Genomic DNA, 17321 nt, shown 5'->3' on the forward strand with positions numbered 1-17321 from the left:
TTGGAGTTGTTTTTGCTAGTAAACAATGGTTATTGGGAAAAAACAGATAAAAATATGCACTGATACAAACCTATTTTTCATTATAAATACAGAAATAGTGAATTAAATATAGTCATTATTTTGAGAAATTAGAAAAATTTAGTGAGGGGAGGTTATATTAATGAGGTTTATCGAATAATTAAGTTGTGCTCAATTTGGCGGCAACTTGTACCTTATTTGTTACTTTTAAAGTTTAAATGATGACAGACTATTGTTACGCAGATTTTGTTGATACTTATTATTTACATTCGCTCGTAATTACTTACATTTTAAGTGGTTTTAATCTAACCTCTTATTCAGTTTTTGTTCATTTTTTTGGCGTTAGGATGCGCCCCGACTTTGGCTAGACAGCTGAGGCATAAAAGTAATATTTATAGGGAATTTAAAATGAAAAAATTAGCCGTTATCATTTCGAGCATTTTATTATCAAGCGCTGCAACCACTGCAATAGCCGCAGATACTTACCAATCAATCAGCCATGTAGGATACGTGGATGTAGATGGTGATGACACACTAAGTGTTGACTCAACTTATTATTTTTCTCCAAAAGCGACGTTAGGTCCTTACGATCAATTTGAGTACATCAATAAGCAAACAAATGTTTATGGTGCATACAGTGATAATGATTTTGCAGATGTTACTAGCATTGGCGGTGAGTATTTTGTAGAAGATTTTGTATTAGGTGCACAGTACAATAATTTCGATAGTGATTTTGGCTCAAGCACGGATGTAATTGAACTTTCAGCTGGTTACTTCTTTAACCCAAACCTTGTATTAAAAGCTACGTTTGTTGATGTAGAAGATGCTGACAATCAGTTTGTGTTTGATTTGGCATATAACCACCAGTTAAACAGCACTGATTATATTGGCTTTACAGTAACAGCAGATGATGAGTTTGATTACCGTGCAGTAGCAGCTAAGTACTTTGTTGATTTACAGCAAGGTAACTACTTGACTGTTGAAGGTAAATTTGAAGATGTTGATGGCGGTTCAAGTAACTGGGAATTAGCATCTAACTACTATTTCAGCAAAGCAACATCGGTTTTTGTTACAGTTAATAAAAATGATGATTACACTCTTGGTGCTCAACACTTTTTCAACAACAATGTTGGTTTAGAAGCAGGTTACGGCAATAACTGGGATGATTCTGATTATGATGCTTACTTTGCAAATGTAAGCTTACAGTTCTAATTTAACTAAAATTAGAATATGAATAAAAAGCCCGCTCATTTGAGCGGGCTTTTTATTCAGCGCTATTTACCAGCCGCAGTTGCGGCCTTCGTTTTGTTTATCTAAATATGTTTGTAATGGTGCAAAGTAATCGAGCATTGCTGTTGCATCCATTTGCGGTTTACCTGTTACAGTTTCAAGCGCTTCTTGCCAAGGGCGAGATGAACCCATTTCAAGCATAGCGTTTAGCCTATCCCCTGCTTCTTTTGAATTATAAATAGAGCAGCGATGAATGGCTTTATCGTTACCGGCAATTTCACATAAGCTGCGATGAAACTCAAATTGTAAAATATGCGCTAAAAAGTAACGTGTATAAGGCGTGTTACCCGGAACGTGGTACTTAGCACCCGGATCAAAGTCGTTTTCGCTACGTGCGATAGGAGCTTGCACTCCTTGGTATTTTTCACGTAATTCCCACCAAGCTTTATTGTAGTTCTCTGGGGTTACTTCACCTGAAAATACCTGCCAACGCCACTGATCAACCATTAAGCTAAACGGTACAAAGGCTACTTTATCAAGTGCCATTTTCATCAACAAACCGATATCTTTAGATTCATCAGGTACTTGTTCAAGTAAGCCGATTTCTTTTAAGTAACCTGGTGTAACCGATAAGGCAATGGTGTCTCCAATGGCTTCATGAAAACCATCGTTTGCACTTTCTTGATAAAATAAAGGCTGTTTATTATAAGCGCGTTGATAAAAGTTATGACCTAATTCATGATGAATAACTGAAAACTCTTCGCCTGTGCGCTGAATACACATTTTAATGCGTAAATCGTCTTTGCTATCGATATTCCATGCTGATGCATGACACTGCACATCTCTGTCTTTTGGTTTTACAAACAGTGAACGCTCGTAAAATGTCTCTGGTAGTGCATCAAAACCCATTGAGGTAAAAAAGTTTTCAGCCCCTTTGACCATTTTAAGTTCGTCGTAATTATTTTGAGCTAATAACTCGGTTACGTCGTAACCCGGATCGGCGTTTTCTGGTGCAACTACATCGTAAATATTACCCCATGCTTGCGCCCACATATTACCAAGTAAGTGCGCTGGTATTGGCTGATCTTGAGGTACTTTGTCGGTGCCGTACTTTTCACCTAACTTTGCGCGAACATGGCAATGTAGCGAGTTATAAAGTGGTTTAACTTGGCCCCAAATACGGTCAAGCTCAGTGGTAAAGTCATCAGCAGGCATATCGTATTTACTGCGCCACATAGCGCCCGTATCGGCATAACCAAGCTCCTTTGCACCTTCGTTGGTAAGTGCCACTTGTTGCTCGTAAAGTGGGCGCATGGGTTTTGATATTTCACGCCAGCCTTGCCATAAATCAAGTAGTTCGTTGTAATCTCGGCTGGTGGCCATTTTTGAGGTCATGTCGCCAAGGCTCAAACAGCTGCCATCTTCTTTACAGTATTTACCTTTACCATATAGCCCGCCAAGCTCTGCAACAATTTGTGAAAGCTTCGCTGTTTTATCAGCGTCTTGTGGGGCTGGAAGTGTAAGTGCTAGTTTTAGTTTATCAAGCTTACGGCGAGCATCGTAATCAAGCTCTAGTTCGTCGTATTTTGCAGCTTCATTTGCTAAACGCACGACTGTTTCGGTCATTTTACGGTTAACTTCAGCCGATAGAGCAGATGTATCGTGAGTAATAAAGTTTGCGTAAATCCACTCTGCACGGCTCGATTCTAAATAAAGTGCACTTAGTTCTTTTTCTGTGTTTGTTATAAATGTATTTGCATCTTTAGCTGTTACAGCTTTTTTAGTGTGTGGTGAATCGGTAGTGTCGATAGATACTTGCGCATCGCAGGCCGTTAAAGCAAGAGTACTTGCTACCATTAAGGCGCTCATACTTAGTTTAAATCGAAAAGGGGTCATGCTATTCCTTTAATTTATTGTTATTAAAACGTTGATAATAGCAGTGATGTTTAAAACAATAAAATGAATGCGTTAAGGCTCACGACTCGTCGTGCAATGATTGTATTTAAATTAAGATGGGTCATAATTAAGTTACTATTTTCATTCAATGTGTAAGGAATGTGCGCATGTTAATATTTATAATATTGCTGGTCGTGGTGGTGGTTATTTTTGCGGTTAAAGATATTCGCCTAAACTTGATTAGTCGTCCTACGTTTAAAATGTTCAAAAAGGTGCTTCCGCCATTATCGCAAACAGAGCGAGAGGCAATGGAAGCAGGTGATGTTTGGTGGGATGGTGAGTTATTTAGTGGTAACCCAGACTGGCAAAAACTGCACCACTTTCCAAAACCAGAGCTTAGCGATAAAGAAAACGCATTTATGGCTAACCAAGTAGAAACCTTATTGGCGATGCTTGATGATTATCAAATTGTACAAAAAGACAAAGACTTACCAAAAGAAGTGTGGGATTACCTAAAAACAGAAGGTTTTTTTGCACTGATCATTCCTGAAAAATTTGGCGGTCGTGAGTTCTCAGCAATTGCTAATTCGACGATAGTGTCAAAAATTTCGACTAAAAGCTTAACAGCCGCAGTCACTGTTATGGTGCCTAATAGCTTAGGTCCGGGCGAGTTACTTCTTCACTATGGCACTAAAGAGCAGCAAGATCGTTGGCTGCCAAGTTTAGCTAATGGTACAGATGTTCCTTGTTTTGCATTAACGGGACCAGAGGCGGGCTCTGATGCTGGCAGCATTCCTGATTCGGGCGTGGTGTGTATGGGTGAGCACAATGGCGAGCAAGTAATGGGCCTGCGTTTAAATTGGTCAAAGCGTTACATTACACTTGCACCAGTGGCTACTGTACTCGGCTTAGCATTTAAAATGTATGACCCTGATACTTTATTAGGTGATAAGAAAGAGCTAGGCATTACATGTGCTCTAATACCAACCGATCATCCGGGTGTTGAAACGGGTGAGCGTCATTATCCGCTTAATATGGCCTTTATGAATGGTACCACTTACGGTAAAGATGTATTTATACCACTGGACTGGATCATTGGCGGTCAAGAGTGTGCAGGGCGTGGCTGGAGAATGCTTGTTGAGTGTTTAAGTGCAGGGCGTGGTATATCACTACCGGCATTAAGTGCAGCAACTGGACATTTAGCTTCAAAAATGACATCGGCATACGCCATGGTACGCCAGCAGTTTGGTGTATCTATAGGGCAGTTTGAAGGTGTCCAAGAGGCACTTGCACGTATTGGTGGTTTAACTTACACACTTGAGTCGTGCAGATTAATGACCGCAGGTGCGATTGATTTAAAATTAAGCCCGTCGGTTGTAACAGCGATTGCTAAATACCATATGACTGAAATGGGTCGTACGGTAATGAATGATGCAATGGATATTCATTCAGGTAAAGGAATTCAAGTAGGGCCTAATAACTATTTGGCGCATGGCTATATGGGGATTCCAGTATCAATTACGGTTGAAGGCGCGAATATTTTAACGCGTAACTTAATGATATTTGGCCAAGGTGCAACACGCTGTCATCCATTTGTTTTAAAAGAAATGGAAGCCGCTGCAATGGAAGATGACGACGCAGCACTTGAACAATTTGATGGTTTATTAATGAACCATATAATATTTGCAGCAAGTAATGCAGGTATGGCATTTGTGCATGGCTTAACACGTAGTTATTTTGCTAAAGCGCCTGTAGGTGGTGAAACGGCTATTTATTATAAACAACTGAGTAGAATGAGCCGAGGCTTAGCTATTTGTACAGACGTTGCAATGTTAATGCTTGGCGGTGAACTTAAACGTAAAGAAATGATATCAGCGCGTTTGGGTGATGTATTAAGTCATTTGTACTTAGCATCAACTGTTTTAAAACGTTATGAAGATGAAGGGCGCCAACAAGCTGATTTACCATTTGTAAAATATGCAATTGAGAACTCATTATTTGAAATTGGCCAAGCGTTTAATGGCTTCTTTAAAAACTTTTCAAATCCGGTTGTGAATTTTATCCTTAAACGTATAGTGTTCCCGCTTGGAAACCATTACCACAGACCAAGTGATGAAATAGCACAAAGTATTTGCGAGCGTATGACTCAACCTGGTGTATTTAGAAACCGCTTAACGCATTTATGTTATGTAGATGAAAATGCAGGTACAGGGGTCATGGAAAGCGCATTTTTAGCTATGCATGATATGCAAGCGCAGTTTAAAGACTTAAAACAATGGCAGCGCAAGGGCAGTGTGCCAACAACGCTTGATATTGAAGGCGCTATTAACTATGCACTTGAAAATAAGTTGTTAGAGCAAACGGATGCTGATGCAATGCATCACGCTAATAAGTTACGAAAGAAAGCCATTGCAGTTGATAATTTTCAACCAGGTGAGCTGTAGCGCACTACTTTAAATACTAGGGCGTGTTGACCTTTCGTGGTTGAATTTGCAGCAGGCTGTTTGGTTTTTAGGCAAGGCAGAGCCTATGTAGTGTGGTTATTCCCCATAAATAGGCGATAACGCAGCATAAATGCCAAACATGCGCTGCCCTTTGGGTTCTTTCTAGGGACGATTAACTCTTTGTTGCTCGGTTTTTACTTAGCCCACTAGGTTACAAACCTCGCGCCGCGATTAAATCGCCCCTAGATTGAACAAATTCCAATCCACAAAGATCAACACGCCCTGCTAAAGCGAAAAAGGCCTTACGAATGTAAGGCCTTTTTATGTTTAATTCATTTATTTTTAACGAGCGTAAGGGTCGGCAACAATTTTATCTATGTACCATTTTCCCTTTTTACGAAGCATTTTTACACTGCGCATTTCGTCAATTTTATCACCATTTAAATAGCCGGTAAAAATAAGGTTTATTTTAGCGTTATCGCCGTATTGTTCACGGACGCTCATATTGGTCATATCAACTTCAATGGTGACTTCATCGTATTGCATATTTACTAAGTTACGGGAAAACTGTTTAGCGGTGCCGTAGGATTTCATTATACGTGTAAGGTTGGGGGTTGCCATGGTGCTGGCTTTTTGAAGGTCTTGCTGGTTATAAAGCGCATCAAAATAAGCGGTTGCTGTATCGCCAGGAGTGTCGCCAAGTGTTTTGGTATCGTCACCACAGGCTGATAAAAATAAACAGATGACCAAACTTAATAAACTCGTGATTTTTTTCATATTAATTATTATTAATTAGTTTTTTTAAAGTGTGTGGTTTATCTATGCAGATGTAAAGGTATGGCAGGCAATAAATAGAAAATTGGATAATAAATAATAAAAAAGGATGCCTAAAGCATCCTTCTAAAAATCTTAAAATTACTTATTGTACTAGTTCTTGTTCACTAAACTCTTCATCAAACATTGGGCTTGATAAGTAGCGCTCAGTTGCACTAGGTAGGATAACAACAATATTTTTATCTGCGTTTTCAGGCTTTTCAGCAATTCGCTTAGCTGCAACAACCGCTGCACCTGACGAAATACCTACTAAAATACCTTCTTTTTTCATTAACTGATGCGCCATTGCAATTGCGTCTTCGTTAGATACAAGCTCTGCGCCATCAATTAAGTCCATATCTAAGTTGCCAGGAATGAAGCCAGCACCAATACCTTGGATTTTATGAGGACCTGGTTTAATTTCTTCACCGGCAAGCGTTTGGCTAATAACTGGAGAGTTAGTTGGCTCAACAGCAATAGACTTAACGTTTAGACCTTTTTCTGTTTTAAGGTAACGGCTAACACCTGTAATAGTACCACCAGTACCTACACCGGCTACAAAAAAGTCTACTTTGCCATCAAGCGCATCATAAATTTCAGGGCCTGTTGTTTCAAAGTGAATTTTTGGGTTTGCAGGGTTTTCGAATTGTTGTAATAAAATATACTTATCAGGTGCTGTTGCTTGAATTTCTTTTGCTTTTTCAATTGCGCCATTCATACCTTTTGCACCGTCGGTAAGTACTAGATTTGCACCTAATGCTTTTAATAGCTTGCGACGTTCTAGGCTCATGGTGTTTGGCATAGTAAGCGTTAACTTGTAACCACGTGCTGCTGCAACAAATGCAAGTGCAATACCGGTGTTCCCAGATGTTGGCTCAATAAGTTCTTTACCTTCAACAAGCTGACCTGACTTTTCAGCTTCCCAAATCATCGATGCACCAATGCGGCATTTGATACTAAAGCTTGGATTACGAGATTCAACTTTAGCGTATACATTCCCACCTGTAACACGGTTAAGTTTTACCAGCGGTGTATTACCGATGCTTAGTGAGTTATCTTCAAAAATAGTAGACATAATGTTCCTTTGGATGCAATCTGATCAACGTGTTAATAGCCTTTGCTACTAACTATATAAACACACTTTACTGTGAGTTTAAAAAAACTAAAGTAAAGTTTGGCTATAACATATATCTATTGGGCTTATAACCAGTCGAAATAAAAATCAATTATTAGCGGTGCTTTAGTTATTATAGGTGCGGGCTTAATTTAAAATTTAAAGAGTAAAACTTCGTTTAGTCAAAAAATGTTCAAAAGAGTATTGAATTAAGCTGTGTTTGTTCAATATTTGTGCATATGAATGTAACTTGAATAGTTTTATCACACAATGCGTCTAAAACATGATAAAAACACGTATCTAAATTCAATTAAGCAATCACAATGAAATTAATCTTAAAATTAATTGCCGGTATTGTGGCCGGTATCCTAGTTGGACTATATGTACCTATAACTGGTGTTGAACTTTTATTCACAGTAAAAGAGCTGATTGGTCAAATTATCTCCTTTACCATTCCACTTATTATATTATTTTTTATTGCATCAGGTATTGCAGGCCTACCAAAAGGTTCTGGTCACTTACTTGGTAAAACAGTCGGGTTTGCTTATAGCTCTACAATTATTGCAGGTACGCTTGCATTTTTATTAGTAAGTGCTGTTATCCCTTTTTTAAGCGGTGGTATTACATTCGAGGCAGAAGTTGCTACAGAAATTGGCAGCTTTATTGATTTAGAAATTCCACCTCTGATGGGTGTAATGACCGCATTAGTAACTGCTTTTGTATTTGGTATAGGCATGAGCCAATTAGAGCTTGATACGCTTAAAAAGTTGTCTGATCAGGGCCGTGATGTGATTGACGGATTATTATCAAAAGTAATTATCCCTGCTTTACCATTTTACATTGCAGGTGTATTTGCCGAAATGACGGTAGCGGGTACTGTGGTAGATACACTGCGAACATTTGGCGTAGTACTAATTGCAGCGCTTGTTATGCACTGGTTATGGTTAAGCGTTTTATATATAGCGACAGGTGTACTATTGAAACGTAATCCAATCGAATTAGTTAAAAATATGCTACCAGCTTACTTTACAGCGTTAGGTACTATGTCAAGTGCAGCAACGATTCCAGTATCGCTTCAATCAAGTAAAGCAAATAACGTTAAAGAAGATGTAGCAAACTTTACCGTACCACTTTGCGCGACTATTCACTTATCTGGCTCAACTATCACTATAGTAACCTGTGCAATGGCTGTTATGTTTTTATCGCCAAGCATGGAAGTCCCTTCATTAATGGGTATGCTACCGTTTATTATGATGTTAGGTGTAGTAATGATTGCAGCACCAGGTGCTCCAGGTGGCGCAGTTATGTCGGCGCTTGGTCTATTAACAAGCATGCTTGGGTTTAATGAAGGAGCAGTTGCATTAATGATTGCACTTTATTTGGCACAAGATAGCTTTGGTACTGCGTGTAATGTAACGGGTGATGGTATCATTGCGTTATGGGTTGACAGATTTAGCGAAAAATCGTCATCTTAAACTATTAGGGCGAGGCAATAATATTAGTTATTGTTTCGCTTTATGTATGTTACTGTGGCAAATTAATTTAATTAAATTGCATGTTGTTAGGTAAGTGAGGATGTTCCATTGATTAATGTACTTTTAGTTGATGACCATGAACTTGTACGAACAGGAATAAAGCGTATTCTTGATGATGTACGAGGGTTTAAAGTAATTGGTGAAGCTAAAACTGGCGAAGAGGCTGTACAGTTTTGTCGTCAGCATGCGCCAAACATAGTATTAATGGATATGAATATGCCAGGCATGGGCGGATTAGAAGCGACTAAAAAGATTTGTCGTTACTGCCCTGATGTAAAAATTATTGTGCTTACCGTTAACTGTGAAGACCCGTTTCCGAGTAAAGTAATGCAAATTGGTGCACATGGCTTTTTAACTAAAGGTGCTGGCTCTGACGAAATGGTGCGTGCCATTCGTTGTGTTCATGCCGGTCAGCGTTATATTGCCCCTGAAATTGCACAGCAAATAGCACTTGCGCAAGTGACAGGTCGCACAGACGAAAATCCTTTTCAGAGCTTATCTGAACGCGAACTGCAAATTATGCTTATGATCACTAAAGGTGAAAAAGCACAAAATATAGCTGAGCGTTTAAACCTAAGTTCAAAAACAGTAAATAGCTATCGCTACCGTATGTTTGAAAAGCTAAATGTAGGTGGTGATGTTGAGCTTACCCATTTAGCAATCCGTCATAAAATGATTGATATAGACGTTTCGTACTAACTATAATTTATGTCTGAATTTGATCACGTACATTTTCTCAAAACGCTATCAAGTGAGCCGGGTGTATACCGCATGCTTGATAGTGACAACCAAGTTATTTATGTTGGTAAAGCTAAGCATTTAAAAAAGCGTGTGAGCAGTTACTTTAGAAGTAACATTACCGATAGCAAAACACGCGTTTTAGTGAGTAATATTTGTGACATCGAAGTCACACTCACTAATACTGAAACAGAAGCGCTGCTGCTTGAAAATAATCTAATAAAAAAATACCAGCCTCGCTACAACATATTATTACGCGACGATAAGTCGTATCCCTATATTTTATTAACTAGCCATAAACACCCTCGTTTAGCGTTTCATCGTGGCAGTCGTAAAATTAAAGGTGAGTACTTTGGGCCTTTCCCGAGCGCGGGAGCGGTATCTGAAAGCTTGCGGTTAATGCAAAAAATATTTCCTGTTCGTCAATGTGAAGATGCCTATTACCGCGCAAGAAGTCGCCCGTGTCTGCAATATCAGCTTAAGCGTTGCTCAGCTCCGTGTGTGAATAAAGTCACGGATGATGATTACAGCGAGCAAGTTGACTATGTCCGTAAGTTTTTAACGGGTAAATCTCACGAAGTTATTGCTGATTTAATAAAAAAAATGGAAGCAGCCAGCCTACAATTAAACTTTGAACTGGCGGCAAAAGTTCGCGACCAAATAATGCTACTTCGTAAAATGCAGGAGCAACAGTCTATATCAGGTAATTTTGCTGAAATGGACGTAGTTGGTTTTGCTCATTTAAATGGTTTAAATGGTATTCATTTATTAATGATCCGCGATCACAAAGTATTGGGTAGTAAAACGTATTTTCCAAAAGTACCTAAAGATTCAAGTGAGCAAGAAATATTGACTTCATTTTTAGGACAGTACTATTTAGCGCCAGGAGCAACAGGGCGTATTGCAAAAGAAATCATATTACCTTTTGAAATAGAAGAGAGCGGGGCACTCGGTGAAGCACTCACACAAATAAGTGAGCGCAAAGTAACACTTAAAGTAGTTACCCGTGGTGAGCGTGCTCAATACTTACAACTGGCCAATAAAAATGCATTAAACAGTATTGCAGTTAAGCAAAGTACCCAAGACTCTATTAATAAACGTTATGCACAATTAAAAGCAACACTGCGACTTGATGATATTACCCGAATGGAGTGTTTTGATATAAGCCACACCATGGGTGAGAACACTGTTGCAAGTTGTGTTGTATTTGACTCACAAGGCCCAAATACGAGAGAGTATAGGCGCTATAATGTAACGGGTATAACCGGTGGTGATGATTATGCTGCAATGGAGTTTGCACTTAATAAGCGTTACAACAAATTAGTAGATGAAGACAAAATTCCAGACGTTATCTTTATTGATGGTGGTAAGGGGCAACTGGGGCGCGCGGAGCAGTACTTTTCTAACTGGCCGCATACAAAAATGCCATTATTGGTCGGTGTTGCTAAAGGTACTAGCCGTAAACCAGGCCTTGAAACACTATTGATTGACGGTGGTCGAAAAACTATCCCAATGGATTCTGATGCACCTGCACTGCATTTGATTCAGCATATACGCGACGAATCTCATCGCTTTGCTATTGCAGGGCATCGTAATAAACGTCAAAAACAACGAACACAATCACTATTAGAAGAAATAAATGGAGTAGGTTCTAAACGTCGCCAAACATTATTAAAATATTTAGGGGGCATGCAGGGAGTAAAAGCTGCTAATATAGAACAGTTAAAGAAAGTTCCTGGGATCAGCCCTGACATGGCTGAGAAGATATTTAACCATTTGCATGACAAGGGCTAGCCCTACATGCGAATATAGCAAAAAAGACATATCCAAGTAGTTATGTGGAATATTCCAAACACACTCACAACATTTAGACTTTTTCTTATCCCCGTTTTTTTGGTGATATTTTATTTGCCTTATAGCTGGGCTTTTTTTGCTGCCGCCTTTATTTTTTGGCTTGCATCAATCACCGATATACTAGACGGTTATTTAGCAAGAAAGCTTGAGCAATCAACCCCTTTTGGTGCTTTTTTAGATCCTGTTGCTGATAAAGTAATGGTATGTGCCGCACTTGTAGCGTTATCTGATCAGTACCAGTCAATGTACATGACAATACCTGCTCTTATTATAATAAGCCGTGAAATTATCATATCTGCACTTCGTGAATGGATGGCAGAGCAGGGTAAGCGTGGTAATGTCGCTGTATCAAACATGGGTAAAATTAAGACGGCTGCACAAATGTTAGCCATTATCGGTTTGATTTGGCAATATGATACATGGATGAACTATTTAAGTTTTGGACTACTGTACATTGCGACCTTTTTAACCTTGAGTTCTATGATGCAATATTTACGTGCAGCATGGGGTGAATTGACTAAAAATTAACTCTAAATGTATAATAACGCACCGTTTTAGATAAAAAACAAGCAAACAGTTCAAAACTAGCATTTTTTGTATTGACGCGTTTAATAATCTCTGTAGAATGCGTCCGTGTTGAGAGGGCATAGCCCCCGAGATAAACGAAACGGTAATTAATCAGTTACCTGAATGTTCACATAAATCATCATGTGCTAATTCAAATAACTGATAAATAAAATGCGGTACTAGCTCAGTTGGTAGAGCGCGACCTTGCCAAGGTCGAGGTCACGAGTTCGAGCCTCGTGTACCGCTCCAAGTTTATCTTAAGGTTAATACCCCGTACTGGGGCGGAATGGCAGAGTGGCCATGCACCGGATTGCAAATCCGTCTACCTCGGTTCGACTCCGGGTTCCGCCTCCATTTCAACACTCCACACGCTTTAATTAGCAAACTCGATGCCCGAGTGGTGGAATTGGTAGACACAAGGGATTTAAAATCCCTCGACTAACAAGTCGTGCCGGTTCAAGTCCGGCCTCGGGCACCACTTTGTGGTTTAATTGCATTACCAAGTGTAATTTATAAAATGGTTAATTTAGAATTAATATGATGCGGTACTAGCTCAGTTGGTAGAGCGCGACCTTGCCAAGGTCGAGGTCACGAGTTCGAGCCTCGTGTACCGCTCCATATTAGTTTTATCCACTTGCTTTAAATAGCAAACTCGATGCCCGAGTGGTGGAATTGGTAGACACAAGGGATTTAAAATCCCTCGACTAACAAGTCGTGCCGGTTCAAGTCCGGCCTCGGGCACCACTTTAAATTGTTTAACCAAGATAATTTGAAGTTGATAAAATAGTATTTTGCGGTACTAGCTCAGTTGGTAGAGCGCGACCTTGCCAAGGTCGAGGTCACGAGTTCGAGCCTCGTGTACCGCTCCAAATTATTTGGAAACATTTAGGCGGAATGGCAGAGTGGCCATGCACCGGATTGCAAATCCGTTTACCCCGGTTCGACTCCGGGTTCCGCCTCCATATAATTTACTCCACACGCTTTAATTAGCAAACTCGATGCCCGAGTGGTGGAATTGGTAGACACAAGGGATTTAAAATCCCTCGACTAACAAGTCGTGCCGGTTCAAGTCCGGCCTCGGGCACCATCTTTACTAAAATCCTCAGATAAAATTCACTTAAATTCTAAATTGCTTCTAATTTTAAAAAATTCAAAAATTATTCTTACTTAAATTCTCTAATCTTATTTTTAATACCTACTTACCTTTAAAATCTATTTCCTTTTAATATCTTAGAGTTTCACCATCCTCAAAATAGATCACTTAATTAAGCGAATTGGTATAAGAGCACCTGTTTATAACAGAGCAAAAAATCAGAACGCTGGTTATTTAATTTTCTTGGCAATTACTCCTGCACCTAAGTTTTAACGAGGGGTGGCATTAATGAATGTAATAGAAGTGCGGTGTCTAAAATAAATTTAAGGTAGGATTATAAGGAATGCGTTAAGCACTTAGTTATACCAATTGCGAAGATTTTATAAGCGACCCTTGAGGATCGCTTATAAAGGATAAATTGTTATTGCAGTTTACTCTGAGCTTTGTAAATTGGATACTCGCTCAACAAGCCTTGAATAAGCGCAACACACATTAAAATAAGTACTATTGAAAACGGCAAAGCTGTAGTAACTACGCCCGACTGAAGCGCTTGCAATGCTTGCGAGCCACCAACCCAGAGCAATACTGCTGCAATCACGCCTTCGACTGTAGCCCAAAATATACGTTGTGGCACTGGTGCATCTATTTTACCGCCCGCAGTTATACCATCTATTACAAGCGATCCTGAATCAGACGACGTTATAAAAAACACCAAAACGAGTGCTATAGAAATAATAGAAATAAAACTAGAAAGAGGTAACTGCTCGTATACTTGAAATAAAGTCACTGAGATATCAGTTAAACCATTTTGTCCAAGTGGGCCAACTTTATCTATAACTTGTGTAATTGCCATATTTCCGAACACGCCCATCCAAACCAAACTAAGAAGCGTTGGTAGGCCAATGACGACGAGTAAAAACTCGCGTACAGTGCGTCCCTTTGAAACTCGAGCAATAAACATCCCAACAAACGGCGACCATGATATCCACCATGCCCAATAAAACACAGTCCAAGAGTGCATCCAATCTTCATCGGGTCTATTGAATGGATTACTCAAAGGTACAAAGTGCTCTACGTACGCCCCAAGGGTAAACCAAATAGCAGTAATTGCATCAGAGAAAGTAAGGGCAATAACAGCTAATAATAAAATAAATGCACAAATTAAATTAACATTGCTCAGTACTTTAACACCCCCCTCAATACCTCTAATAACTGAGAAAATTGCAATGCACGTTACTAAACCAATAACAGATATTTGAAAAGCGGTCCCGTAATCAGTGCCTAGCAGGTAATTTATCCCGCTGGTAGCTTGTTGAGCGCCAAGGCCTAGCGATGTAGCTAAACCAAATAAAGTAGACAGTACAGCGAGTATATCTATGATATGACCAAGCCACCCCCAGGCGCGATCACCAAATAATGGATAAAAAACCGAACGTATAGATAAAGGAAGGCCTTTATTAAATGCAAAAAAAGCCAAGCTTAATCCAACAACTGCGTAAATCGCCCATCCATGTAAACCCCAGTGGTACATGGTTGCACCCAAAGCTAATGAGTGTGCTTGCGGTGAATTTGGCTCAACGCCCATAGGCATATGATACCAACCAGTATAATATGCAGTTGGCTCAGCAACTCCCCAAAACAGTAAGCCAATCCCCATGCCTGCTGCAAAGAGCATTGAAAGCCATGACATGTAACCATGTTCTGGACGAGCTTTTACGCCACCCAACCGAATTTTACCTAAAGGAGAAAATGCTAAAATAACGCAAAAGATCACAAAGGCATTGGCTAGTAACATAAAGTAACTATCAAATTGATTAATTATTGCGTCTTTAGTCGAGGTTAGTGCATCACGGGTAACGGTAGGGTCAAAAACTAGGGTAAGTATTACAAATAAAACAACTAAGAAGGCGCTTATACCAAATACTGGGTTATGGATATCAAATCCCCACTTTTGTACATTATCTTGCCCAACTTGGTAATCAGTAGTGTCTATACTGTATTTTTTTGTCATGTCATCCATCGGATCTCCTTTTTATAGATAACTTAATTCATATATCCTACATAATTAAATATAAAATAGTTTTAAAATTAATATAACTTTTATTTATAAGCAATGAGATGATTAAGCGTAGTATTTGTTATTTTAGAACTAAAAAAGCGAGCCGTAGCTCGCTGATTATTTTCTATTCCCAGGCCGCTGGGTCAACCTCTTTAGCAAGTTTAGGATGCTTACTTTTGTCAAAGGTGGGTATTAAGCCCTTTTTGCGTTGTTCGTTATAGTCTTTTGAAAGCCATACAACAACACCTGAAAGCATAAATAGCGCTATAACGTTTACAATGGCCATTAAACCCATTGATATATCTGCCAGCGTCCAAATTAAACCAAGCTCACCAACAGCACCAAACATCACCATACCTAAAACAACAAGTCTAAAGATAAACATACCTTTATTAGAGTTGTGCTCTAAAAACATTAAATTTGTTTCAGCGTAAGAGTAATTAGCCACAATAGAAGTAAAAGCAAAAAACAATATAGCAATAGCAATAAAGTAAGTACCCCAGTCGCCGACATGTTCTTGTAATGCTGCTTGTGTAAGTTCAATCCCCATAACACCAGATTCAGGTACTAATTGCTGCGATAGTAAAATAAGAGAAGCAGTCGCTGTACAAATAACAATAGTATCAATAAATACGCCTAACATTTGCACATAACCTTGTGATGCTGGGTGAGGGGGGTAAGGTGTCGCAGTAGCCGCGGCATTAGCTGCACTACCCATACCAGCTTCGTTTGAGAATAAACCACGCTTTATACCTTGGATCATCGCTTGTGTAACACCATAACCAATAGCACCAGCACCAGCTTGTTCAATACCAAAAGCACTTTTTATAATAAGCACTAGCACATCTGGTAGTGCAGTAAAGTTAATGGCGCATACATAAAGTGCAACCAGCAGGTAAGCTAATGCCATAAATGGCACAACCATTTCAGCAAAGCGAGAAATTGTTTTTAGGCCACCAAAAATAATGATGCCAGAACCAATAACCAAGCAAATGCCTACTATATACTTAGGTACATCAAACGCTACTTCAAATGCTGCAGCAATAGAGTTTGACTGTACTGCGTTAAATACTAAACCAAAGGCTAAAATTAAACATAACGAGAATAAAGTTCCCATCCAACGTTTGCCTAGACCGTTTTGCATGTAATAAGCAGGGCCACCTCTAAAATTACCATCTGCATCTTTTGTTTTATAAGCCTGAGCTAGAGTACTCTCGGCAAAACTTGTAGCCATACCTATTAATGCAATAAGCCACATCCAGAAAATAGCACCTGGGCCACCTAGGTATAAGGCAACAGCAACACCTGCCATATTACCAGTACCGACACGAGCTGCTAATGAAGTACAAAAAGCCTGAAAGGATGAAATTTCGTTATCGGCACATTTACGAGAACCAAACATAACTTTGAACATATGTGGGAATTGCACAAATTGAATAAAGCCTAGTCGAAAAGTAAAGAAGAGGCCCGCTGCTATTAATAAGTAGACGAGAACTTGCCCCCATAGAAGGGCACTTATACTATTTATTATGTCTGTCATGGATACTGCCTAAATACATGAGTTAAAAAAAGTGACCGCAACTTATCACATCAGGATAAAAGTGTTTAGTTTTAAAGTTCAAAAACAGAGTTATCAACAGGGTTTTGTGGGTAACTTGTGTCTATCGTGTGCACTTGCTTGGGGCTTAATTTTAATTACTATTTTATGCAAATAACGCTTGCGTAAAATCCGCCGCTCCCTATAATGCGACCCCACTGAAACGGGAAACGCCGAAGCATAGCGAGGCACGAACTACTCAGAGAGTTAAATAAAACTTCGGTTTTAAATCTTCTAAAAAGAAAGTTTAAAACAAAGTGTTGACTCGAAAAATAAAGGGTGTATTATTCGCATCCCTTGAGACGCTAAAGCGACTCAAAACGTTCTTTAACAATATAAAGCAATCATCTGTGTGGGCACTCG

General features: G+C 39.3%; 11 protein-coding genes and 8 tRNA genes. 14 read left to right on the forward strand and 5 right to left on the reverse strand.

Features of this window, described 5'->3' with window-relative positions; genetic code table 11:
- Window positions 1-426: 426 nt before the first annotated feature.
- Window positions 427-1230 carry a putative porin gene (locus H5159_RS12405; RefSeq protein ID WP_182780375.1) on the forward strand — a complete coding sequence of 268 codons (804 nt, stop codon included), beginning with the start codon at window positions 427-429 and terminating at the stop codon, window positions 1228-1230.
- Between the two features lie 66 nt (window positions 1231-1296).
- On the opposite strand, the gene H5159_RS12410 is transcribed toward H5159_RS12405, so the two are convergent.
- A complete protein-coding gene (locus H5159_RS12410) occupies window positions 1297-3144 on the reverse strand; it encodes a M2 family metallopeptidase (RefSeq protein WP_182738800.1) in 1848 nt (615 codons plus the stop codon).
- Window positions 3145-3311: 167 nt separating this feature from the next.
- Here H5159_RS12410 and H5159_RS12415 point away from each other — a divergent pair, with 167 nt between their 5' ends.
- Window positions 3312-5588, forward strand: a complete 2277-nt coding sequence (locus H5159_RS12415; RefSeq protein WP_182780376.1) for an acyl-CoA dehydrogenase — start codon at window positions 3312-3314, stop codon at window positions 5586-5588.
- Window positions 5589-5930: 342 nt separating this feature from the next.
- On the opposite strand, the gene H5159_RS12420 is transcribed toward H5159_RS12415, so the two are convergent.
- Entirely contained in the window at window positions 5931-6365 is a 435-nt protein-coding gene (locus H5159_RS12420; RefSeq protein WP_002963139.1) for a hypothetical protein, read from the reverse strand.
- Window positions 6366-6507: 142 nt separating this feature from the next.
- Window positions 6508-7476 (reverse strand): cysteine synthase A, encoded by a 969-nt coding sequence (gene cysK / locus H5159_RS12425; protein WP_002963138.1) that lies wholly within the window; start codon window positions 7474-7476, stop codon window positions 6508-6510.
- A gap of 362 nt (window positions 7477-7838) precedes the next feature.
- Here cysK and H5159_RS12430 point away from each other — a divergent pair, with 362 nt between their 5' ends.
- From H5159_RS12430 to H5159_RS12485, 12 genes are all read left to right on the forward strand, one after another.
- Window positions 7839-8990, forward strand: coding sequence for a dicarboxylate/amino acid:cation symporter (locus H5159_RS12430; RefSeq protein ID WP_182724911.1), 1152 nt, complete (start codon window positions 7839-7841; stop codon window positions 8988-8990).
- 108 nt (window positions 8991-9098) lie between these two features.
- Window positions 9099-9749, forward strand: coding sequence for a UvrY/SirA/GacA family response regulator transcription factor (gene uvrY / locus H5159_RS12435; protein ID WP_002963136.1), 651 nt, complete (start codon window positions 9099-9101; stop codon window positions 9747-9749).
- A gap of 9 nt (window positions 9750-9758) precedes the next feature.
- Window positions 9759-11582 carry an excinuclease ABC subunit UvrC gene (gene uvrC, locus H5159_RS12440; protein WP_182724910.1) on the forward strand — a complete coding sequence of 608 codons (1824 nt, stop codon included), beginning with the start codon at window positions 9759-9761 and terminating at the stop codon, window positions 11580-11582.
- 42 nt (window positions 11583-11624) lie between these two features.
- The gene (gene pgsA, locus H5159_RS12445; protein ID WP_032827134.1) at window positions 11625-12170 is read left to right on the forward strand and encodes a CDP-diacylglycerol--glycerol-3-phosphate 3-phosphatidyltransferase; all 546 of its coding nucleotides are present in this window, start codon (window positions 11625-11627) and stop codon (window positions 12168-12170) included.
- 212 nt (window positions 12171-12382) lie between these two features.
- A tRNA-Gly gene (locus tag H5159_RS12450) sits at window positions 12383-12458 on the forward strand.
- A gap of 31 nt (window positions 12459-12489) precedes the next feature.
- A tRNA-Cys gene (locus H5159_RS12455) sits at window positions 12490-12563 on the forward strand.
- Window positions 12564-12600: 37 nt separating this feature from the next.
- Window positions 12601-12687 (forward strand) — tRNA-Leu (locus H5159_RS12460).
- 64 nt (window positions 12688-12751) lie between these two features.
- Window positions 12752-12827: transfer RNA gene (locus H5159_RS12465), tRNA-Gly, on the forward strand.
- A gap of 39 nt (window positions 12828-12866) precedes the next feature.
- Window positions 12867-12953, forward strand: a tRNA-Leu gene (locus H5159_RS12470).
- Window positions 12954-13002: 49 nt separating this feature from the next.
- Window positions 13003-13078, forward strand: a tRNA-Gly gene (locus tag H5159_RS12475).
- Between the two features lie 19 nt (window positions 13079-13097).
- Window positions 13098-13171: transfer RNA gene (locus H5159_RS12480), tRNA-Cys, on the forward strand.
- Window positions 13172-13209: 38 nt separating this feature from the next.
- Window positions 13210-13296, forward strand: a tRNA-Leu gene (locus H5159_RS12485).
- Window positions 13297-13723: 427 nt separating this feature from the next.
- On the opposite strand, the gene H5159_RS12490 is transcribed toward H5159_RS12485, so the two are convergent.
- Entirely contained in the window at window positions 13724-15322 is a 1599-nt protein-coding gene (locus H5159_RS12490; RefSeq protein WP_182696262.1) for a BCCT family transporter, read from the reverse strand.
- 163 nt (window positions 15323-15485) lie between these two features.
- Window positions 15486-16901 (reverse strand): sodium:alanine symporter family protein, encoded by a 1416-nt coding sequence (locus H5159_RS12495; protein WP_039488519.1) that lies wholly within the window; start codon window positions 16899-16901, stop codon window positions 15486-15488.
- Window positions 16902-17321: the final 420 nt, after the last annotated feature.

Origin of the sequence: Pseudoalteromonas sp. SG43-1 (assembly GCF_014164415.1) — a bacterium.
Lineage (GTDB): Bacteria > Pseudomonadota > Gammaproteobacteria > Enterobacterales > Alteromonadaceae > Pseudoalteromonas > Pseudoalteromonas distincta.